Annotated in this window: 18 protein-coding genes; 11 read left to right on the top strand and 7 right to left on the bottom strand. The window is 62.0% G+C overall.

Features of this window, described 5'->3' with window-relative positions:
• Positions 1–183: 183 nt before the first annotated feature.
• Together PverR02_RS30395 and PverR02_RS30390 are read left to right on the top strand one after the other, a co-directional pair.
• Positions 184–2,079, top strand: a complete 1,896-nt coding sequence (locus PverR02_RS30395; protein WP_079444913.1) for an FTR1 family protein — start codon at positions 184–186, stop codon at positions 2,077–2,079.
• 2 nt (positions 2,080–2,081) lie between these two features.
• Positions 2,082–2,537, top strand: a complete 456-nt coding sequence (locus tag PverR02_RS30390; protein ID WP_017845147.1) for a YaiI/YqxD family protein — start codon at positions 2,082–2,084, stop codon at positions 2,535–2,537.
• Here PverR02_RS30390 and elbB read toward each other — a convergent pair.
• On the bottom strand, positions 2,534–3,199 hold the full coding sequence (elbB, locus tag PverR02_RS30385) for an isoprenoid biosynthesis glyoxalase ElbB (protein ID WP_079444912.1): 666 nt from the start codon (positions 3,197–3,199) through the stop codon (positions 2,534–2,536). The two genes, PverR02_RS30390 and elbB, sit on opposite strands and share 4 nt — an antisense overlap.
• Positions 3,200–3,314: 115 nt before the next feature.
• On the opposite strand from elbB, the gene PverR02_RS30380 reads away from it, so the two are divergent.
• Entirely contained in the window at positions 3,315–4,550 is a 1,236-nt protein-coding gene (locus tag PverR02_RS30380) for a sterol desaturase family protein (RefSeq protein ID WP_079444911.1), read from the top strand.
• On the opposite strand, the gene PverR02_RS30375 is transcribed toward PverR02_RS30380, so the two are convergent.
• Positions 4,531–5,178 (bottom strand): DedA family protein, encoded by a 648-nt coding sequence (locus PverR02_RS30375; protein ID WP_017845144.1) that lies wholly within the window; start codon positions 5,176–5,178, stop codon positions 4,531–4,533. The genes PverR02_RS30380 and PverR02_RS30375 overlap by 20 nt on opposite strands.
• Positions 5,179–5,385: 207 nt before the next feature.
• Here PverR02_RS30375 and hemB point away from each other — a divergent pair, with 207 nt between their 5' ends.
• Both hemB and ppk1 read left to right on the top strand, forming a co-directional pair.
• Entirely contained in the window at positions 5,386–6,399 is a 1,014-nt protein-coding gene (hemB, locus tag PverR02_RS30370; protein WP_057003998.1) for a porphobilinogen synthase, read from the top strand.
• Positions 6,400–6,417: 18 nt separating this feature from the next.
• Positions 6,418–8,643, top strand: coding sequence for a polyphosphate kinase 1 (gene ppk1, locus PverR02_RS30365; protein ID WP_046381681.1), 2,226 nt, complete (start codon positions 6,418–6,420; stop codon positions 8,641–8,643).
• Between the two features lie 134 nt (positions 8,644–8,777).
• Here the strand turns inward: ppk1 and ppx are convergent, their stop codons facing one another.
• Positions 8,778–10,280 (bottom strand): exopolyphosphatase, encoded by a 1,503-nt coding sequence (ppx, locus tag PverR02_RS30360; protein ID WP_017845141.1) that lies wholly within the window; start codon positions 10,278–10,280, stop codon positions 8,778–8,780.
• Between the two features lie 481 nt (positions 10,281–10,761).
• On the opposite strand from ppx, the gene PverR02_RS30355 reads away from it, so the two are divergent.
• From PverR02_RS30355 to PverR02_RS30340, 4 genes are all read left to right on the top strand, one after another.
• Entirely contained in the window at positions 10,762–11,421 is a 660-nt protein-coding gene (locus PverR02_RS30355) for a DUF1120 domain-containing protein (protein ID WP_046381682.1), read from the top strand.
• A gap of 85 nt (positions 11,422–11,506) precedes the next feature.
• The gene (locus tag PverR02_RS30350; RefSeq protein WP_079444910.1) at positions 11,507–12,244 is read left to right on the top strand and encodes a fimbria/pilus chaperone family protein; all 738 of its coding nucleotides are present in this window, start codon (positions 11,507–11,509) and stop codon (positions 12,242–12,244) included.
• A 7-nt stretch (positions 12,245–12,251) separates the two neighbouring features.
• Positions 12,252–14,753 carry a fimbria/pilus outer membrane usher protein gene (locus PverR02_RS30345; RefSeq protein WP_079444909.1) on the top strand — a complete coding sequence of 834 codons (2,502 nt, stop codon included), beginning with the start codon at positions 12,252–12,254 and terminating at the stop codon, positions 14,751–14,753.
• Complete coding sequence (locus PverR02_RS30340) at positions 14,743–15,291, top strand: DUF1120 domain-containing protein (protein ID WP_057003996.1); 549 nt, start codon at positions 14,743–14,745, stop codon at positions 15,289–15,291. Before PverR02_RS30345 ends, PverR02_RS30340 begins: the two co-directional genes overlap by 11 nt.
• On the opposite strand, the gene PverR02_RS30335 is transcribed toward PverR02_RS30340, so the two are convergent.
• From PverR02_RS30335 to PverR02_RS30320, 4 genes are read right to left on the bottom strand one after another with little or no spacing between them, the layout of a single operon-like run.
• Positions 15,263–16,000, bottom strand: coding sequence for an amino acid ABC transporter ATP-binding protein (locus tag PverR02_RS30335; protein WP_017845136.1), 738 nt, complete (start codon positions 15,998–16,000; stop codon positions 15,263–15,265). The two genes, PverR02_RS30340 and PverR02_RS30335, sit on opposite strands and share 29 nt — an antisense overlap.
• Positions 15,987–16,637: an amino acid ABC transporter permease gene (locus tag PverR02_RS30330; RefSeq protein ID WP_046381686.1), complete on the bottom strand. Its 651-nt coding sequence runs from the start codon at positions 16,635–16,637 to the stop codon at positions 15,987–15,989. The genes PverR02_RS30335 and PverR02_RS30330 overlap by 14 nt, the downstream gene beginning before the upstream one ends.
• The gene (locus tag PverR02_RS30325) at positions 16,634–17,302 is read right to left on the bottom strand and encodes an amino acid ABC transporter permease (RefSeq protein WP_017845134.1); all 669 of its coding nucleotides are present in this window, start codon (positions 17,300–17,302) and stop codon (positions 16,634–16,636) included. The genes PverR02_RS30330 and PverR02_RS30325 overlap by 4 nt, the downstream gene beginning before the upstream one ends.
• Before the next feature lie 21 nt (positions 17,303–17,323).
• The gene (locus tag PverR02_RS30320; RefSeq protein ID WP_046381688.1) at positions 17,324–18,109 is read right to left on the bottom strand and encodes a transporter substrate-binding domain-containing protein; all 786 of its coding nucleotides are present in this window, start codon (positions 18,107–18,109) and stop codon (positions 17,324–17,326) included.
• A gap of 255 nt (positions 18,110–18,364) precedes the next feature.
• On the opposite strand from PverR02_RS30320, the gene PverR02_RS30315 reads away from it, so the two are divergent.
• Entirely contained in the window at positions 18,365–19,060 is a 696-nt protein-coding gene (locus PverR02_RS30315; RefSeq protein ID WP_079444908.1) for a FadR/GntR family transcriptional regulator, read from the top strand.
• 121 nt (positions 19,061–19,181) lie between these two features.
• The gene (trxA, locus tag PverR02_RS30310; protein WP_079444907.1) at positions 19,182–19,511 is read left to right on the top strand and encodes a thioredoxin TrxA; all 330 of its coding nucleotides are present in this window, start codon (positions 19,182–19,184) and stop codon (positions 19,509–19,511) included.
• Positions 19,512–19,572 lie beyond the last annotated feature (61 nt).

Here is a 19,572-nt window from a genome sequence, read left to right as displayed (position 1 = left end):
CCCGCTCCCACATTGTTTTTGCGTTGCCTGTGCGCGTTGGGGGCAGCGCAGAATCGTCGGGCGTGGCGTCATTGCTACAGCTCAATCTGCTCTGTTACTCAAAATACAAATCACTTACACCTTGAGTCAAATCTCATAAAGCTCAACAATGTGTTACTTCGTATTTCCCTTTGAGATTCGTTCATGACTGCCCCCTTCCGTTTTCTCGCCTGGCTGCTATTGCCGGCGTTGATGTCGTGCAGCTTCAATCTGTTGGCCGCGCCTGCCGAGGGCGCCACGAAAGCCCTGCATTTGCTGGACTACATCGGCGCGGACTATCCGCCGACGGTAGCGGCGGGCAAGGTCGTCGATGAATCGGAATACCGTGAGCAGGTGGAATTTCTGGGGGTATTGCAGGGCCTGGTGGCTGAGCTGCCGTCCAAGCCCGAGCGCGCGGAATTGGTCAAAGGGGTCGATGAATTGGTCGCGGCCGTGACCGCTCGTCAGGATGGTGCCAGCGTGGCCCGTCAGTCCCGGCAGTTGGGCGCCAAGCTGGCGGCGGCGTATGAAGTCAGCCAGGCCCCGGCGATTACGCCCGACCCGACTCGCGGCGCACCACTGTATGCCCAGCACTGCTCGGTCTGCCACGGCACGGCCGGCGCCGGTGATGGCCCGGCGGGCGTCGGCATGACGCCGCCGCCGGCGAACCTGCAGAACGCGGAGCGCCTGGACCGCCTGAGCCTCTATGCGATCTACAACACGCTGGGCCTGGGTGTCGAAGGCACGGACATGCCGTCCTTCGCCGACCAACTGGACGACCGCCAGCGCTGGGACCTGGCCACCTACATCGCCGGCTTCACGGCCGACCCGGCTGCCGCGAAGAGCGCGCAACCGTTCAACCTCGCCGACCTGGCCCGCCAGACCCCCAATGAAGTGTTGGCCGCCAACGGCCCGGCCGCTGCTGCGACGTTCCGCGCCCAGCGTGCCCAGCCGCCGCAGGTCAAGCGTGGCCCGGCGCAGTTGCTCGACTACACCGCCGCGACCCTCGACAAGAGCCTTGCGGCGTTCCGCAACGGTGACCATGAGCAAGCCTACGACCTGTCGGTAGCGGCGTATCTGGAAGGGTTCGAGCTGGTGGAAAGCTCCCTGGACAACGTCAACGCCAACGTGCGCAAAGACACCGAGAAGGCCCTGATGGCCTATCGGCAGTCGTTGCAGGACGGCTTGCCGCTCGAACAGGTGCAGCAGCGCCTGGACGCCGCCAAGGGCAAGCTCACCGAATCTGCCGGCTTGTTGGGTGGCGATGGCCTGAGCTGGTCGTTGAGCTTTATCTCAGGCTTGCTGATCCTGCTGCGCGAAGGTCTGGAAGCGATCCTGGTGCTGGCGGCGGTCCTCGCCTTCCTGCGTAACACCGGCCAGGAATCGGCGGTGCGCGGCGTCCACGTCGGCTGGGGCCTGGCCTTGTTGGCCGGCTTGGCCACCTGGGCGTTGGCGGCCTATGTGATTGATGTGAGCGGCGCCCAGCGCGAATTGCTCGAAGGTTGCACGGCGTTGTTTGCCAGTGTGATGGTGCTGTGGCTCGGCGTGTGGATGCATGACCGGCGCCACGCAGCGGCCTGGCAGGACTACATCAAGAGCAGCCTGGTGGGCGGCGGTGGCCGTTTCGGCTTCGCGCTGCTGGCGTTCTTCTCGGTGTACCGCGAGCTGTTCGAAGTGATCCTGTTCTACGAAACCCTGTGGTTGCAAGCCGGCCCGGCCGGGCACAACGCCGTGCTGGGGGGTGGCGCCACGGCGCTGGTGCTGTTGGTGGGCCTGGCGTGGGTGATCCTGCGCGGTTCGGCGAAGCTGCCATTGGCGCTGTTCTTCGGGATCAATGCGGCGCTGCTGTGTGCGTTGTCGGTGGTATTCGCCGGGCACGGCGTGAAGGCGTTGCAGGAAGCCGGCATCTTCGGCACGCGGCCGGTGGCGTTCTTTGACTTCGACTGGCTGGGTATCCACGCCGATGCCTACTCGCTGAGTGCGCAGGTGGTGGCGATCCTGGCGATTATGGTGATGTATGGCCGCAGTCGGATCGCCGACAAGCGCCGGCTGGCGGCATAAGCATGCGCGTGTGGATCGACGCCGATGCCTGCCCGCGCGCGGCCAAGGACCAGGTGGTGAAGTTCGCCCTCAAGCGTCAGTTCGAGGTGGTGCTGGTGGCCGGGCAGAGCCAGATCAAGCCGGCCTTCGCCTGCGTTAAGCTGATCGTGGTGCCCAGCGGCCCGGACGCGGCGGATGACTACCTGGTGGAGCACGCGGTGCCCGGTGAGCTGGTGATCTGCAGCGACGTGCCCCTGGCTGACCGCCTGGTGAAGAACGGCGTGACGGCTCTCGACCCGCGCGGCAAGGAATTCAGCCCGCAGAACATGAGTGAGCGGCTGGCGGTGCGTAACCTGTTCACCGATCTGCGCGAGCAAGGTCAGATGGGCGGTGGTCCACCGCCCCATGGGGAAAAGGACAAGCAAGCGTTCGCCAACGCACTCGACCGCCTGCTCACACGCTTGATGCGGGCCGGTTAGTCGTTTTCGTGGGTCAGCTCCAGCACCCGATCCACCAGCTTGTTGATGCCTGACGCGACTTCGCTGATGTTCTTGCCGAGCATATAGGCGGGAGTGCTGACCAGCTTGCGCGCGGTGTCTTCCACGATATCGTCCACCGCGCATGCCTGGTGGTGGGCGCCCATCTTGTCCAGCGCGGCGGCGGTGTCGGCATCGTTGCCGATGGTGCAGGTCACCCCCGGGCCATAGATCTTCGCGGCCAGGGCCGGCGAGATGCAGATCAGTCCCAGCGGCTTGCCCGCTTCGACAAAGGCTTCGGCCAGCGCCAATACCTGCGGGTTGAGGCTGCAACCGGCGCCTGCGCTGGCAAAGTTCGACAGGTTCTTCGCCGCGCCAAACCCGCCAGGCACGATCAGCGCGTCGAAATCCTCGGCGTTGGCTTCACGAATGTCTTTCACGTCGCCCCGGGCAATGCGGGCGGACTCCACCAGCACATTGCGCGACTCGGGCATTTCTTCGCCCGTGAGGTGGTTGATCACGTGCAACTGCGCGATGTCGGGTGCAAAGCATTGGACCTGAGCGCCGCGCTGATCCAGGCGCAGCAGGGTGATCACGCTTTCGTGGATTTCTGCACCGTCGTACACGCCACAGCCGGAAAGGATCACTGCAATCTTTTTGCTCATGGGCATTTCTCCTGATTCATGGCGTTAAATGTCTACTAATTTGTCATCTGTTGCCAATGGGAACTCTCGCCGCAGCCCCTAATCTTGATGCAATAAAAACAGACCGGACTAGCCCATGGACTTCGTGCCTTACGCGGTACCGTTTTTCATCGCCTTGATCGTGGTTGAACTGCTCGTCGACCGTTGGCGCGGCGCGCGCAATTATCGGGTGGCGGATGCCATCAACAGCCTCAGCACTGGCGTGCTGTCCACCACCACCGGGCTGCTGACCAAGGGCGTGGGATTGCTGACCTACGCATTCGCCCTCAAGCACCTGGCGTTGATCGAGCTGTCGGCCGAGAGCGTCTGGACCTGGGTGTTCGCCTTTGTGTTCTACGACTTCTGCTATTACTGGCTGCATCGCTGCGGTCACGAGCGCAATATCCTGTGGGCCGCGCATTCGGTGCATCACCAGAGCGAGGACTACAACCTCACTACCGCCTTGCGCCAGACCAGCACCGGCTTTCTGCTGAGCTGGATCTTCTATCTGCCTCTGGCCGTGCTCGGCGTGCCGCTGGTGGTGTTCATCAGCGTAGCTTCGCTCAACCTGCTGTATCAATTCTGGGTCCACACCCGCCATGTGCCCAAGCTTGGCTGGTTCGAGTGGTTCTTCGTCACCCCGTCCAATCATCGGGCCCACCATGCACAGAACGCTCTCTACATGGATCGCAACTACGGCGGGGTGTTCATTATTTGGGACCGGCTGTTTGGCTCGTTTCAGGAAGAAGACGAAAACGAGCCGGTGATCTTTGGCGTCACCACCCCCTTGGCCAGTTGGAACCCGCTGTGGGCCAACCTGCAGTTCTATGCGCAGTTGTGGAGTGACGCGCGGCGCACGCAAAGCCGTTGGGACAAGCTGCGCATCTGGTTCATGCGTACCGGCTGGCGGCCGGCCGACGTGAAGGCCAACTACCCGTTGATCAAGCCGGACTTGAGCCAGTTCCGCAAGTTCGAGGTGCCGCTGGATACGCGGCAACAGGTGTACGTCGCCCTGCAATTCGCGGTGTATGTGGGGTTTGGCAGTTATCTGATGAACATCAGCGAAGGGGTGCCCACGGCGGCGTTGGTGCTGGGCTGGAGTGCAATGGCGTTGGGCCTGTTCAGCCTGGGCGTCGCCCTGGAGAACCGCCCGTGGGCGTTGAAGGCGGAACTGGTGCGCCTGGGCCTGAATGTGCCGTTGGTATGGCTGGCGCCGCTGGTCGGGCTTTGGCCGGCCAGCCACCTGGGCTGGCCGGGTCTGTTGAGCTACAGCTTGCTGAGCCTGATTGGCCTCTACTGCTGCCGAGGCCGGCTTACTCGACTGGCGTCTTAGGCGGCTCGGCCGGGCTGGTCTCACTCAGTTGTGCGGCCGCCAGTCGAGCCTTGGCGTCGGCACAGGCTTGACGGGCGATGCGCGCGTTCTTGAACCGCCGCCGCAGCCAGAGAACCAGGCCCAGCAGTAACAACGCACCCAGCACCCACAGCTCGTACTTCTTGATGCTGCCCAGCATGCCTTCCAGCACCGCGCCGAAATGGTACGCCGCCGCGCCGAGTGCCGCCGCCCAGACCGCCGCGCCAATGCCGTTGAGTAACAGGTAGCGCAAGGGCGGATAGCCGGACAGGCCAATCGCCACGGGCATCACCGTGCGCAATCCGTAGACAAAGCGGAAGCTCAACACCCAGATATCCGGGTGCTTGCGGATATGTTCCAGGGCTTTGTCGCCCATCAATTGCCAGCGCGGTTTACGTGCCAACAGTTTGCGGCCGTGCTTGCGCCCCATGTAATACCAAAGCTGGTCGCCGGCGTAGCTGCCAAAAAAAGCAACGACCACCACCAGGTTGATATCCATGTACCCACGGAACGCCAGGAAGCCTGCGAGAACGAGTATGGTCTCGCCTTCGAAGAACGTCCCGAGGAAGAGGGCAAAGTAGCCGAAGTCATGCAGAAATTGTTGAAGCATGGTCTGGGTGCTGGCGAAATGAACGCGCAGCCTACGCCTTCGCGATCATTCGTGAAAGTATCGAGATGTGTCACGAAGTGAACAATTCCTACAGAAACGCCGAATGCGACTACAGGTCGCATCGTTAAGCACAACTGTCATACCTTCGTCATAATGGCCGCTTATAACTGCAACACTCGCCCGTAAACGCGGGCTCAGGAGTCTGTCGTGAGCTTTACCCCTGCCAATCGCCTGTTTCCCGCGACCCGTCTGCGTCGCAACCGTCGTGATGATTTTTCTCGCCGTCTGGTCCGTGAAAACGTACTGACCACGAATGATCTGATCCTGCCGGTCTTTGTGCTGGACGGGGAAAACCGTCGGGAAGCCGTGGCGTCGATGCCGGGTGTCGAGCGCTTGACCATTGATTTGCTGCTGGAAGAGGCGGCGAACTGGGTCGAGTTGGGGATTCCGGCGCTGGCGCTGTTCCCTGTCACGCCTGCTGAACTCAAGTCCCTCGATGCAGCCGAAGCCTGGAACCCGCAAGGGATCGCCCAGCGCGCCACCCGTGCGTTGCGTGAGCGCTTCCCGGAATTGGGGGTGATCACCGATGTGGCCCTGGACCCGTTCACCACCCACGGGCAGGATGGCATCCTGGATGAAGACGGCTACGTGCAGAACGACATCACCGTCGACGCGCTGGTCAAGCAAGCCTTGTCTCATGCCGCCGCCGGGGCCCAGGTGGTCGCGCCGTCGGACATGATGGACGGCCGCATCCAGGCGATCCGCGAAGCCCTGGAACTGGCCGGCCACGTCAATGTGCGGATCATGGCCTACTCGGCCAAATACGCCAGCGCCTACTATGGTCCGTTCCGCGATGCGGTGGGCTCGGCCCTGAACCTGGGCAAGGCCAACAAAGCCTCGTACCAGATGGACCCGGCCAACAGCCATGAAGCCCTGCACGAAGTGGCCGCCGACCTGGCCGAAGGCGCCGACATGGTGATGGTCAAGCCCGGGATGCCTTACCTGGACATCCTTTATCGGGTCAAAGAGGAATTCAAGGTGCCGACCTTTGTCTATCAGGTCAGCGGTGAATACGCCATGCACATGGCCGCGATCCAGAATGGTTGGTTGAGTGAAGGGGTGATCCTCGAATCCCTGACAGCCTTTAAACGTGCTGGCGCTGATGGCATTCTGACCTACTTCGCCGCCCGCGCTGCCCAATTGCTTAGAGAGCAACAATAGCCCTCACAGGAACACTCGATGAATACCGAAGGACTCTCAGAAGTTGCCGTAAAAGACGCCCACCCGGTGGTCGAATCCGTCGCCGAGACCCCGCCGGTGCCGGAGCCGGCGCCGCCGGTGGTGGTCGCCGAAGCGCCGGCCCCGGCGCCAGCGCCTGCCGTGGTGACCAACCTGGATGACAGCAGCCTGTACATCCACCGTGAGTTGTCACAACTGCAATTCAACATCCGCGTGCTGGAACAGGCGCTGGATGAGTCCTACCCGTTGCTGGAACGCCTGAAATTCCTGCTGATTTTCTCCAGCAACCTGGATGAGTTCTTCGAGATCCGCGTCGCCGGCCTCAAGAAGCAGATCACCTTCGCCCGTGAACAAGCCGGCGCCGATGGCCTGCAACCGCATCAAGCCCTGGCGCGCATCAGCGAACTGGTACACGGGCATGTGGATCGCCAATACGCGATCCTCAACGACATCCTGCTGCCGGAACTGGAAAAACATCAGGTCCGCTTCATCCGTCGTCGCCACTGGACCACCAAGATCAAGACCTGGGTGCGTCGCTACTTCCGCGACGAGATCGCGCCGATCATCACGCCGATCGGTCTCGACCCGACTCACCCGTTCCCGTTGCTGGTCAACAAGAGCCTGAACTTCATCGTTGAGCTTGAAGGTATCGACGCCTTCGGTCGCGATTCCGGCCTGGCGATCATCCCGGCACCGCGTCTGCTGCCACGGATCATCAAGGTACCGGAAGAGGTGGGGGGCGCTGGCGATAACTATGTATTCCTGTCGTCGATGATCCACGCGCACGCCGATGACCTGTTCCAGGGCATGAAGGTCAAGGGCTGCTACCAGTTCCGCCTGACCCGTAACGCCGACCTGGCGCTGGATTCCGAAGACGTCGAAGACTTGGCCCGCGCCCTGCGCGGCGAGCTGTTCTCGCGGCGCTACGGCGATGCGGTGCGTCTGGAAGTGGCCGACACCTGCCCGAAACATCTGTCGGACTACCTGCTCAAGCAGTTCAACCTCGGCGAGAGCGAGCTGTACCAGGTCAACGGCCCGGTCAACTTGACGCGTCTGTTCAGCATCACCGGCCTGGACAGCCACCCGGAGCTGCAATACACGCCGTTCACGCCGCAGATCCCGAAACTGCTGCAAAACAGCGAAAACATTTTCAGCGTGGTCAGCAAGCAGGACATCCTGTTGCTGCACCCGTTCGAGTCCTTCACCCCGGTGGTCGACCTGTTGCGCCAGGCCGCCAAGGACCCGCATGTACTCGCCGTGCGCCAGACCCTGTACCGCAGCGGTGCCAACTCGGAGATCGTCGACGCCCTGGTGGACGCTGCGCGTAACGGCAAGGAAGTCACCGCGGTGATCGAACTGCGCGCGCGCTTCGACGAAGAGTCCAACCTGCAACTGGCCAGCCGCCTGCAAGCGGCCGGCGCGGTGGTGATCTACGGTGTGGTCGGGTTCAAGACCCACGCCAAGATGATGCTGATCCTGCGCCGCGAAGCCGGAGAGATCGTGCGTTACGCGCACTTGGGCACCGGCAACTATCACGCCGGTAACGCCAAGCTCTACACCGACTACAGCCTGCTGACCTCCGACGACGCCTTGTGCGAAGACGTCGGCAAGTTGTTCAGCCAGTTGATCGGCATGGGTAAGACGTTGCGCATGAAGAAGCTGCTGCATGCGCCGTTCACCCTGAAGAAGGGCATGCTCGACATGATCGCCCGCGAGACCCAGTTCGCGCTCGACGGCAAACCGGCGCACATCATCGCCAAGTTCAACTCGCTGACCGATCCGAAGATCATCCGCGCGCTGTACAAGGCCAGCCAGTCCGGTGTGCGTATCGACCTGGTGGTACGCGGCATGTGCTGCCTGCGGCCGGGCATCGCCGGGGTCTCGCACAACATCCATGTGCGCTCGATCATCGGGCGGTTCCTGGAGCACACGCGGGTGTTCTACTTCCTCAACGGCGGGGAAGAGCAGATGTACCTCTCCAGCGCCGACTGGATGGAGCGCAACCTCGACAAGCGCGTGGAGACGTGCTTCCCGGTGGAAGGCAAGAAGCTGATCATGCGGGTCAAGAAAGAGCTGGAAAGTTATCTCACCGATAACACCCACAGCTGGAGCCTGCAGTCGGACGGCCGCTACGTGCGCAACACGCCGACCGGCAACCAGAACCCACGCAGCGCCCAGGCCACCTTGCTGGAAAGGCTGGGTAGCCCGATTCTCGCGGTGAATTAACCGATCTAATAATGTGGGAGGGGGCTTGCCCCCGATGGCGATGGTTCAGTCAAAGTACCAAGTGACTGACACACCGCCATCGGGGGCAAGTCGAATCGTCGCACCGCCCCTCCCACATGTATTTTCGGTGTTCTTTAGCGCACGTTCAGGCTGAAGCCCACCCGCGTCAGCCACTCCGCTTCCTGGGCGAAGTCCGCCTGGGTCAGTTGGTTCTCCTCCAGCCAGCCTTCCGGGAACACCACGTCGAGGCTGTCGCCGCTGGCGCGCAGGGTCACCTGGGGCATTTCCTGGGTGCCACGGATGTGGTGGAACAGGATCGCAAAGCGCAGCAGCACGCACAGGCGGATCAGCTTGATGCCTTCGTCACCGAATTCGGCGAACTTGTCCTTGGGGATATTGCGGCGATGGCCGCGTACCAGCAGCGCGAGCATCTGCTGGTCTTCCCGGGAGAAACCAGCCAGGTCGGAGTGCTCGATCAGGTAGGCGCCGTGCTTGTGGTAATGGTAGTGGGCGATATCCAGGCCCACTTCATGCACCTTGGCCGCCCAGCCCAGCAGTTCGCGCCATACGCCGTCTTCCAGGTCCCAGTCCGCGGCCACCTGGTCGAAGGCATGCAGGGCTTTGCGTTCCACGCGGGCCGCTTGTTCCAGATCGGCGTGATAGCGCTCCATCAGCGAGCTGAGGGTGCGCTCACGCACGTCCTCATGGTGATGACGGCCAAGCAGGTCGTAAAGCACGCCTTCGCGCAGGGCGCCGTCGCAGTGGTCCATACGTTGCAGTTCGAGGGCGTCGAAGATCGCTTCGAGAATCGCCAGGCCCGCCGGGAAAATCGTGCGGCGGTCGGGCTTGATGCCATCGAAGTCGATTTTTTCGGCATCTCCCAGCTTGAACAGCTTGCGCTTGAGCCACGCCAGGCCTTCGGCGTTGACCTCGCCGGTGCCATGGCCGCCGGCTTTCAAGGCCAGGCCGATGGCGCGGATGGTGCCGGACGAGCCGATCGCTTCATCCCACGACAGGCGATGCAGGGCGTGCTCGATGCTCATGATTTCCAGCCGCGCCGCCGTGTAGGCCTGGGCATAACGCGCCGGGGTTATCTTGCCGTCCTTGAAATAACGCTGGGTATAGCTGACGCAGCCCATCTGCAGGCTTTCGCGCAGCAGCGGCTCGAAGCGCTGGCCGATGATGAATTCGGTACTGCCGCCGCCGATGTCCGCCACCAGGCGCTTGCCGGGGGTGTCGGCCAGGGTGTGGGACACGCCGAGGTAGATCAGGCGCGCTTCTTCGCGTCCGGAGATGACTTCCACCGGGTGCCCGAGGATCTCCTCGGCGCGGCGGATGAATTCGCCCCGGTTACGGGCTTCGCGCAACGCGTTGGTGCCGACGATTCGCACAGCACCCGGGGGCATGCCGTTGATCAACTGGGCAAACCGCTTGAGGCAATCGAGCCCGCGCTGCATGGATTCTTCATTGAGCTGGCGCGCGTCGTCGATTCCGGCAGCCAGTTGGACTTTTTCGCCTAGCCGCTCAAGGATGCGGATTTCGCCGTTCTGGGCCTTGGCCACGACCATATGAAAGCTGTTGGAGCCCAGGTCGATGGCGGCGATCAGGGACAGATTCTTGGCTTGGGATTGCGGCATGGTTAGAGGGTCTCGGTCGATAACCTGACCATCGTGCCACGATCGACCGCTGGAGCCAACGCGTAGCGCTCCGGTAATTTTCCTAAGGGTGTCTGCGAGGAATTCTTGTGGGAAATGTAGGGTGGGTTTCTAAATATCCACTGAATGAGGTTTTAGTTTTGTAGGAGTTTTTAACTAGTTGTTGTTGTAAAGCTTTTTATGATTTTCCCTACAGAGTGCTTGTTGATGTTCCATTGGTTTTTTTGTTTAGGACTACCTCGCGGTCGGGTAAAGGCGACTCTTTGTTTTTACGGCTCCCACACTAACTGATGTGTTATCTGATTCTTTAATGAAGTGCCAAAGCGACAGACTGTCACCCGGCAATATTGCCTGGGTGTTATTTATTTATAGTCGTGCAGCTCCGGAGAAATAAGCCGTTTGGCGCTGGACTTGCCGAGAGATAAATAAAGAACGCCTGATAACTTTCAGTGACAGGTCGAATATGAAAAAAATTGTTGGATTGACTCTCGGTCTCGCTTGCCTGGCTGCGGCCATCAGTGCTAACGCATCCACCAGTGCCGAACTGGTCGTCAGGGGCACGATCAAACCCGCTGCCTGCAACCTGAGCATGACTGGCGGCGGCATTATCAATTACGGCGATATTCCTTCGGGCCAACTCTCCCAGACGGCGTTCAACCCGCTTCGGGAAATGACCACGCCCCTGTCCGTCAATTGCGGCACCGGCAGCGCTCCGTTCGGGCTGACATTCACCGACCTGCAGGCCGGCAGCAGGGTAACGGGCATTCTCAGCGCCCTTGGCGCAGGTTATACCGAGGTGCATAACTTCGGCTTGGGTTCGGTCGCTGGCAAAAATACCGGTGGCTATGCGGTTACGCTCAGGGACCTCAGGTCGCCGAGCAAAACGCTGACGGCTATTACACGTGTCGGCGAAGGCGCGGCCTGGCAGAGCAGTGATGGCAAAGTCGCGAAATCGCCTAACCAATCTTCGTGGCGCAGTGGCACTTCGCTCATTCCGGCCGAACTCTCTCAACTGACCGGGACTATTGCAGTACGGGCCGTGATCAACAAAGGCCAAGACTTGAACCTGGCTCGCGACGTTACTCTTGATGGTCGCGCAACGCTTACTTTGGTTTACCTCTAAGCGGCTGAAATACAGCCGATCAAAGAACGCACGCGTTCTGATCGGCTGTTTTCATGTGGGTGCTTGGCTATCAATTGCCAACTTCATGGTCTGCGGGGAACACCGAGTGCGTAGTCTTTCAGTAATAAATAATCTGCTGTTGTTGTGTGCAAGTGTGTGTCTGTGTTTTACCGGCATTGTATTGGCGGACGGAATGTTGCCGGAAACCTCGGTTGTGGTTCTTTATGAGGAACAAGGCGAGGCCACGATAAATATCAAGAACACCGATTCGGGGCCGGCGCTGCTTCATTCAGTCGTACTGAACGTGCCCGAAGACGTAGAGCCCCTATTGATTGTCACGCCGCCTATTGCGCGTGTGGAACCCGGTGAAACCCAGTTGGTGCGTTTCATCAGCACCTTGGAAGCACCGCTGAAGACCCAGCGCTTGAAGCGTGTGTCCTTCGAGGGTATTCCGCAGGCGCGTGCCGCAGGGGGTGCGACCATCGGTATCACCCTTCGGCAGAATCTGCCGCTGATCCTGCACCCCAAAGGCTTGCCTCAACATCACACGCCCTGGGAGCTGCTGAAGTGGCGGCGGGCTGGAGAGAGGCTCGCTGTTCACAACGACAGTGCTTATGTGGTGCGCCTGGCGCCGGAGGTGCAGTTGCTGCCCCAGCGGGTTCTGGCGACGTTGCCGCGTGCTTACATTTTGCCGGGGGAGGCGTTGACGGCGAAGGTTGACGGAACATTGGACGGCTTGGCCGAAGTCGAGATCCAGCCCGCCACGGTCTATGGGTTTTCGGTGGACAGTTACCGCGCCCCGATCAGTACCGATGGGGGTTGAGCGGCTTATGAAAAACCTGTCGAGTAATACGCCTGCGGTTTCCATCCGGTCTCGCCGCCCCACGCTGCTCATCGGGTTTGCGACCCTGTGGAGCTTGCCCGGCCTGGCTCCAGCGCTCGAGTTGGGCGAGGGTTTCGACCTCGCGGCGCTGACCACCCACGGTATTGACCCGAAGGTCTCCGACTACTTCCGCAGTGCGGCGCGTTTTCGCGAAGGCGTCCAGGTGGTGGGGCTGCGGGTCAACGGGAACCCGCTCGGGTCAGTCGATGCGCGGTTCGACGCACAGGGGCAATTGTGTTTCACCCCGGGCTTGCTCGAGAAAGCCGGGTTGGTGCAGCCCCGCGCCGTTGTCCGCAAAGGCGCCTCACCGGACCAGGCCTGCCATGACTTCCTGGGCGCCTTCCCGACGACGATGGTTCGGCTCCGGCCCGGCATCGATGAGGTGGCACTGGTGGTGCCGACCCAGTCATTGCGTGAACCCCAGTGGGAGGTCGGGGACTTTGCCCAGGGTGGCGCAGCGGCGATGTTCAACTATGACGTGCTGGGTTTCGACAACCGTTCGCGCAGTGAGTCCAGCCGGTTCGTGTCGGCCTACACCGAAGCAGGCTTCAACCTGGGCGACTGGATTGTCCGCAGCCGCCAATTCTATGTGTCCGACAATGGCGACGCGCGCACCGAACACCTGTACGCCTTCGCCCAGCGGGATCTGGCTGCGCTGCGATCGACGTTCCAGGTGGGCCAGCTCTCCAGCAACAATCCGCTGTTTGGCGGCATCCAGTTGTCCGGTGTGCAGTTTTCCCCCGATGGCCAGTCGCGGGTGCCGGCGGGCGGCAATAATGCGGTGGTCGAGGGGCTGGCCCAGAGTCAGTCGCGGATTGAAGTGCGCCAGTCTGGCGTGCTGATCCATAGCACGCTGGTGCCCGAAGGCCCCTTCCGGCTGACCGGGTTGCCTTTGCTCAATGGCACCAGCGACCTCGAAGTCAGCGTGATCGATGTACGCGGCGCCAAGCGCAGTTTCGTGGTGCCGGCGGCTTCGTTCGCGGGGGCAGCCCCGGCGGCGCCCGGCTACTATTTTTCGCTCGGCAAGGTGCGCGAAAACAACGACGCGCAGGCGCCGTCGCCGGTGGTCGCCATGGGCAGCGGCACCTGGGGCCTGGGGCGTGATTCGTCGGTGGGGTTTGGCTTATTGAGCACCGATGAATACTGGTCGGCAGGCGGCACCCTGAGCAGCGTCTTTTTCCAACGGGTTGCGGTTGGCGCTCGCCACAATGTGTCCCGAGACGGCCGTAACGCGGTGTCGGGTTCGCGTAGCAGCGTGTCCGTGAGCAGCCCGGTCTACGCCAATATAGACGTCAACTTCAGCGCCACCACCCAGACCCGGGGGTATCGCGAGGTGCTTGAAGCGGGCCGCTCGTTCAAGGCCGACGAGTTGGGTTCGCGCTTCAAGAACCAGTACACGGCGGGCATGAGCTGGGCCGATCCAACCCTGGGCGCGTTCTCCCTGGGTTATTCGCGCAGCGCGCAATTTGACCGGCAAACGGCCGAACATGTGTTTGCTTCGTGGAACAAGTCGTTCAGTCACGTCGATGTTGCTTTGATCGCCGACTCGCAGGTGGGCGGCACGCGGCCACGGCGTGACGCCAGCGTTGCCGCCGGCCGGCGCGATAGCACGGTGGACAATGATCTGTCGGTACGGTTGCAGATCAGCGTGCCGCTGGGCGGTGATCGTCGTGTGAACAGCTACGTCAGCCGGCGTGGTAACCAGTCCCGCGCTGGCACGGCACTCAGCGAACGGGTCAATGACTATGTGAATTACGAGGTGGGTATCGAGCGCGACCTCAGCGCCCGCGAACAAGCGGTTCGCGGCCATGTGGACCTGCTGCCGCGCTACACCCGCGTCGGCCTGGGCGTCAGCCGAGATGCCCAGGGCACCGGTTATACGGGGCAACTGCAAGGCGGCATCGTCGCGCACGAAAACGGCCTGACCTTCTCGCCCTATGCCGTGCAGGACACGTTCGGCATCGTCTCCGTGGGGGATATCGGCTCCGCGAAAGTCGAAACCCCCCAGGGGCCGGTGTGGACCGACTTCACCGGGCAGGCCGTGATTGCCGGCTTGCCCGCGTATGCCAACAGCCGCGTCGAAGTGCAGACGCAGTCGTTGCCCAGGCGGGTTGACCTGAAGAACGGCACCCAGGTGCTCGCCGCCGGTCGCGGGTCCTTCAATACCGTCGCGTTCGATGTGGTGACAGTGCGCCGCGTGTTGCTCACCGCCAGCGATCAGCACGGTCAGCGGTTGCCCCAGGGCGCGTCGGTATTCGGCCAGGATGGCCGCTTCCTCACCAGTGTGGTGGGCGAGGGCATGATTTTCCTGAATGACGTCAATGAGTCGCAAAGCCTGCGGGTTTCGTTGCCGGACTCTTCCACCTGCCAACTGAGCCTTGACCCCGGAACCCAGCCTGACCATGACAAGTTCTATGAGACCACGACGGCGGTGTGCCATGGCCGCTAAGTGGAGAAGCGCGGGCGTCGTCCTGTTCTGCGCGCTGTTGATGGCCCAGGGCGTGCGCGCTGAAAACTGCCGGTTGTCCGTGAGCCAGCCGCGCCTCGACTATGGCGTCATTCGCAGGGAGGCCGTCGTCCAAAGCACCTCCGTGGCCCTCGGCACCCGCACGCTGCACCTGAACGTCGTGTGTACGCAGCCTTCGATGATTGCGTTGCGCTTCATCGGTGCGGCGGATGGGCAAGGTTTCCGGTTTGACCGCCAGGGGCGTATGCGCCTGAGTCTCAAGCATGCCCAGGTCGATGGGCGCGCCGTCGAGTGGGGGGTGGCGCACTTGCCCGGTGAAACCGTCAGCGGGGCGTTGTTGCCGGGCCAGGTCCTGGTGGCACGCGCAGCAGGTCAAGCGCTGGTCGGCCAGCGCCTGACGGCCCAGGTCGATGTCGATATCGACCTGCCTTCCGATGCCCTGCAGGTCCGTGATGAAACGCGGCTGGAGGGGCGGGGCACCTTCGAGCTGGTCAGCCCGGCTGCCCCACCGAGCCGATGAAGTTGGCCAGTTCGGGGGTGCGGGGGTTGGCGAACAGCGCCTGGGGCGGGCCCACTTCATGCACCTTGCCCTGGTGCATGAACACCAGTTTGTCCCCGACTTCGCGGGCGAAACGCATTTCGTGGGTCACCATGATCAGGGTCATGCCGTCCTTGGCCAGTTGGCGCACCACGCTAAGCACTTCATTGACCAGTTCCGGGTCCAGCGCCGAGGTGATCTCGTCGCACAGCAGCACCTTGGGCGACATGGCCAGGGCGCGGGCTATCGCGACGCGTTGTTGCTGGCCACCGGACAGGCGATCAGGGAAGGCGTCGAACTTCTCGCCCAGGCCGACCCGCTCCAGCATCTGCCGCGCCAACTGGGCGGCCTTGGCCTTGGGCACTTTCTGTACCACCTGCGGCGCGAGCATGACGTTTTCGCCCACCGTCAGGTGCGGGAACAGGTTGAACTGCTGGAACACCATGCCGACTTTCTGCCGCAGGCTGCGCAGGTCGGCGCGGGCGGCGTCGAGGTATTCGCCGTCGACTTCGATCACGCCGTCGTTGATCGACTCCAGGCCATTGAGGGTGCGCAGCAAGGTCGACTTGCCCGAGCCGCTGCGGCCGATGATCGCGACGACCTGGCCTTCTTCAACGGTCAAGTCGATGCCCTTGAGCACATGGTGATCGCCGTAATACTTATGCAGGGCGGAAATTCTAAGCAGAGGCATGCAGTCTCCTTTCCAGGTAGCGCGCACTGAGGGACAAGGGGTAGCAGAGCAGGAAGTAACCGAGGGCCACCAGGCCGTAGACCATAAAGGGCTCGAACGTGGCGTTGGCGAGCATGCCGCCGGTCTTGGTCAGTTCGGTGAAGCCGATGATTGAGGTCACCGCGGTGCCTTTGACCACTTGCACCGAGAACCCCACGGTAGGCGCCACGGCAATCCGCAGGGCCTGGGGCAGGATCACGTAGCGCAGCTGTTCCAGCGGGCTCAGGGCTAGACTGGCCGAGGCTTCCCACTGCCCGTGGGCGATGGAGTCGACGCAGCCGCGCCAGATCTCGGCGAGGTAGGCGCTGGTAAACAAGGTCAAGGCAATCGCCGCCGCCAGCCAGGGCGAGATATCCACCCCGAGCAGGGCGACGCCGAAAAACACCAGGAACAGCTGCATCAACAGCGGCGTGCCCTGGAACAGTTCGATATAGGTGCGGGCGACATTGCGCGGGAAGGCTTTGCGGCTGATACGCATCGTCATCACCAGCAGGCCGATCAGGCCACCGCCCACAAACGCCACCAGCGACAGCAACAGTGTCCATTGCAGGCCGACGAGCAGGTTGCGCACGATGTCCCAGAAGGAAAAATCACTCATCGGCTGTTCCTCATCACAAACCGGCGGCCGATCCAGTTGAGCAACTGGCGAATCATCAACGCCATGCACAGGTACACCAGGGTGGTCAGGGCATAGGTCTCAAAGGCGCGGAAGTTGCGCGACTGGATGAAGTTGGCGGCAAAACTCAGCTCTTCGGTGGCGATCTGCGAACACACCGCCGAGCCGAGCATCACAATGATGATCTGGCTGCTCAGGGCCGGCCACACCTTGCCCAGCGCCGGCAGTAGCACCACGTGGCGGAACGCCTCGAAGCGCGTCATCGCCAGGGCGGCAGCAGCCTCCAGCTGACCACCGGGGATCGCCTGGATGCCGGCGCGGATGATCTCGGTGGAATAGGCGCCCAGGTTGATCACCATCGCCAATACCGCCGCTTGCCACTCGGTGATTTTCAGCCCCAGGGAGGGCAGGCCGAAGAAGATGAAAAACAACTGCACCAGAAATGGCGTGTTGCGGATCAACTCGACATACACCCCGAAGAACCAGGCGAACGGCTGGATTTTCCACGCCCGCACCACTGCGCCGACGGTGCCCAGGGCGACCCCCAGGATTGCGCCGATCGCCGTCAGTTCAAGGGTGAACAGGGCGCCGCGCAACAGCAGGTCGGTATTGGCCAGCACCGGCACAAAGTCGAATTGATAGGCCATGAATCAGCTCCGTCGCGGGCTTCAGAGATCAGCAGGCAGAGGTTCTTTCAGCCACTGCATTGCATTCTTTTCCAGGCTGCCGTCAGCCTTGGCCGCCACCAGGATCTGGTTGACCTTCTCCAGCAGCGCCGGCTCGTTCTTGTTCACGCCCACGTACACCGGAGAATCCTTGAGCTTCACTTTCAGCGCCGGCACGCGTTTCGGGCTGCGCTCGCTGATCGCAACCATCACCACGTTGCCGCTGGCGATCAGGTCGACCTGGCCGGCCAGGTAGGCGGCGATGGTCGAATTGTTGTCTTCGAAGCGCTTGATCGTGGCTTCCTTGGGCGCGACGGCCGTCAGCTCGATGTCTTCGATGGCGCCGCGGGTCACGCTGATGGTCTTGCCCTTGAGGTCGTCGGTGCTGCTGATGGCGGCGTCAGGCGGGCCGAACACGGCCAGGTAGAACGGCGCGTAGGCCTTGGAGAAGTCGATGACCTTTTCCCGCTCGGGGTTCTTGCCCAGGCTGGAAATCACCAGGTCGACCTTGCCGGTCGTGAGGAACGGGATGCGGTTGGTGCTGTTGACCGGTGTCAGCTCCAGTTTGACCTTGAGCTGGTCGGCCAGCAGCTTGGCGGTGTCGATGTCCAGGCCGCGTGGTTTCATGTCGGGGCCGACCGAGCCGAACGGCGGGAAGTCCTGGGGCACGGCGACCTTCAAGGTGCCGCGGGCAACGATATCGTCCAGACCGTTGGCCTGGGCGGGTGCCTGGCTCAGCATCAGGCTGGCAAACAGGGCGGTGAGCAGGGCGCTGTAGCGCTTGGTCATGGGAACTCTCCGAGAAGGGCGAAGGGGCATTCTGTTTTTGCCCAGTGCACAGCCCATGCCATCCCGGCTCGGTTCGTCTGCAAGGCCGGGATTTGTTGAGCTTCGGTGGTCTTACTGGTCTGAACAGTGAGCGCGGCTTTCGCACCTTTTTCGAGCGCCGCCCAAAGCGCGCGAGCCCCTTTGGGGCGTGGCTTGCCGCCGGGCACGAATAGCTTTACAACTAGCCGCTCAGTTGTCTGGAACCTTGAGTTTTTTATGAATTCCATCGCCCAAGCGGTACCGGAAGCGGCCTTGCAGGCCATCCGCAAACTGATCAAGGAGCAAGGCTTCGGGCCGGGCGACGCACTGCCGTCCCAGCGCGACCTGGCGCTGCAGTTGGGCGTGAGCCGGGCGTCATTGCGCGAAGCGTTGTCGTCCCTGAGTGCCTTGGGGGTGGTCAGCGTGCAGCCGGGCAAAGGCGTGTTCGTGCAAGAGGCACAGGAGCCGCCGGGGTTTGCGTGGCCCTTCGCGGCCCAGGCGACGCCGCTGGATATCTTCCAGTTGCGCTATGCCCTGGAAGGGTTTGCGGCAGGGTTGGCGGCCGTCACGCTGAGCATTGATGAACTGGATAGCCTGGAAGAGAATGTCGAAGCCATGCGCAAGGTGCTCAAGGCCGGCGACTTCGAAGCGGCCGCGCGGCTGGACTTCGAATTCCACCAGCGCATCCTCCTCGCCAGCGGCAACCAGGCGATGGTCAGCATCCTGAGTGCCAGCGCCGAGGTGTTCCTGGAGAGTCAGAAGCTACCGTTCATCCGGCCGGAGCGGGCCATGGAAACCTGGCAGGAGCACCGCAGAGTCTTACGCGCCCTGGCCCGGCGCGCGAGCGCGGCGGCGCAGAAAACCATGCAGGAACATGTACGTAATGCGGCGTTGCGCACCGGGATTGCATTCGTGACTCCCGTAGCGCCGTGAGCGAGGCGATACCCAAACTCATGCGCCACCATAGCAAGACTCAATCAGAGGCGGCTTCCTGAACGAGGGAAGGGCAGCTATGATGGGCCACGTTTTTTTTGCTTACAATCCGGAGACATCCATGAGCAACGATCTTATCAAGCACGTCACCGACGCGACCTTTGAGGCCGAAGTACTCAAGGCTGCTGGCCCGGTGCTGGTTGACTACTGGGCTGAATGGTGTGGCCCTTGCAAAATGATCGCTCCGGTTCTGGACGACATTGCAACCGAGTACGACGGCAAATTGACCATTGCCAAGCTGAACATCGACGAAAACCAGGAAACCCCGGCCAAGCATGGCGTGCGTGGTATTCCGACCCTGATGCTGTTCAAGGGCGGCGAAGTCTCAGCGGTCAAAGTGGGCGCGCTGTCGAAGTCCCAGTTGAAGGCATTCATCGACGTGAACCTCTAAGCGTCGTCAAAAAGGCCCCGCAAATTGCGGGGCTTTTTCGTGAAACAGGGCTAGACGCTCC

Source organism: Pseudomonas veronii, from assembly GCF_002028325.1.
Taxonomy (GTDB): domain Bacteria; phylum Pseudomonadota; class Gammaproteobacteria; order Pseudomonadales; family Pseudomonadaceae; genus Aquipseudomonas; species Aquipseudomonas veronii.
Note: the sequence above shows the minus strand (reverse complement) of the source record. Positions and strands in the feature narration are given on the sequence as shown.

Excerpts from the sequence above, each read along its gene's own strand:
- PverR02_RS30395 (WP_079444913.1), top strand. The coding sequence starts at position 184 with ATGACTGCCCCCTTCCGTTTTCTCGCCTGGCTGCTATTGCCGGCGTTG.
- PverR02_RS30390 (WP_017845147.1), top strand. The coding sequence starts at position 2,082 with ATGCGCGTGTGGATCGACGCCGATGCCTGCCCGCGCGCGGCCAAGGAC.
- elbB (WP_079444912.1), bottom strand. The coding sequence starts at position 3,199 with ATGAGCAAAAAGATTGCAGTGATCCTTTCCGGCTGTGGCGTGTACGAC.
- PverR02_RS30380 (WP_079444911.1), top strand. The coding sequence starts at position 3,315 with ATGGACTTCGTGCCTTACGCGGTACCGTTTTTCATCGCCTTGATCGTG.
- PverR02_RS30375 (WP_017845144.1), bottom strand. The coding sequence starts at position 5,178 with ATGCTTCAACAATTTCTGCATGACTTCGGCTACTTTGCCCTCTTCCTC.
- ppk1 (WP_046381681.1), top strand. The coding sequence starts at position 6,418 with ATGAATACCGAAGGACTCTCAGAAGTTGCCGTAAAAGACGCCCACCCG.
- ppx (WP_017845141.1), bottom strand. The coding sequence starts at position 10,280 with ATGCCGCAATCCCAAGCCAAGAATCTGTCCCTGATCGCCGCCATCGAC.
- PverR02_RS30355 (WP_046381682.1), top strand. The coding sequence starts at position 10,762 with ATGAAAAAAATTGTTGGATTGACTCTCGGTCTCGCTTGCCTGGCTGCG.
- PverR02_RS30350 (WP_079444910.1), top strand. The coding sequence starts at position 11,507 with ATGGTCTGCGGGGAACACCGAGTGCGTAGTCTTTCAGTAATAAATAAT.
- PverR02_RS30345 (WP_079444909.1), top strand. The coding sequence starts at position 12,252 with ATGAAAAACCTGTCGAGTAATACGCCTGCGGTTTCCATCCGGTCTCGC.
- PverR02_RS30340 (WP_057003996.1), top strand. The coding sequence starts at position 14,743 with ATGGCCGCTAAGTGGAGAAGCGCGGGCGTCGTCCTGTTCTGCGCGCTG.
- PverR02_RS30335 (WP_017845136.1), bottom strand. The coding sequence starts at position 16,000 with ATGCCTCTGCTTAGAATTTCCGCCCTGCATAAGTATTACGGCGATCAC.
- PverR02_RS30330 (WP_046381686.1), bottom strand. The coding sequence starts at position 16,637 with ATGAGTGATTTTTCCTTCTGGGACATCGTGCGCAACCTGCTCGTCGGC.
- PverR02_RS30325 (WP_017845134.1), bottom strand. The coding sequence starts at position 17,302 with ATGGCCTATCAATTCGACTTTGTGCCGGTGCTGGCCAATACCGACCTG.
- PverR02_RS30320 (WP_046381688.1), bottom strand. The coding sequence starts at position 18,109 with ATGACCAAGCGCTACAGCGCCCTGCTCACCGCCCTGTTTGCCAGCCTG.
- PverR02_RS30315 (WP_079444908.1), top strand. The coding sequence starts at position 18,365 with ATGAATTCCATCGCCCAAGCGGTACCGGAAGCGGCCTTGCAGGCCATC.
- trxA (WP_079444907.1), top strand. The coding sequence starts at position 19,182 with ATGAGCAACGATCTTATCAAGCACGTCACCGACGCGACCTTTGAGGCC.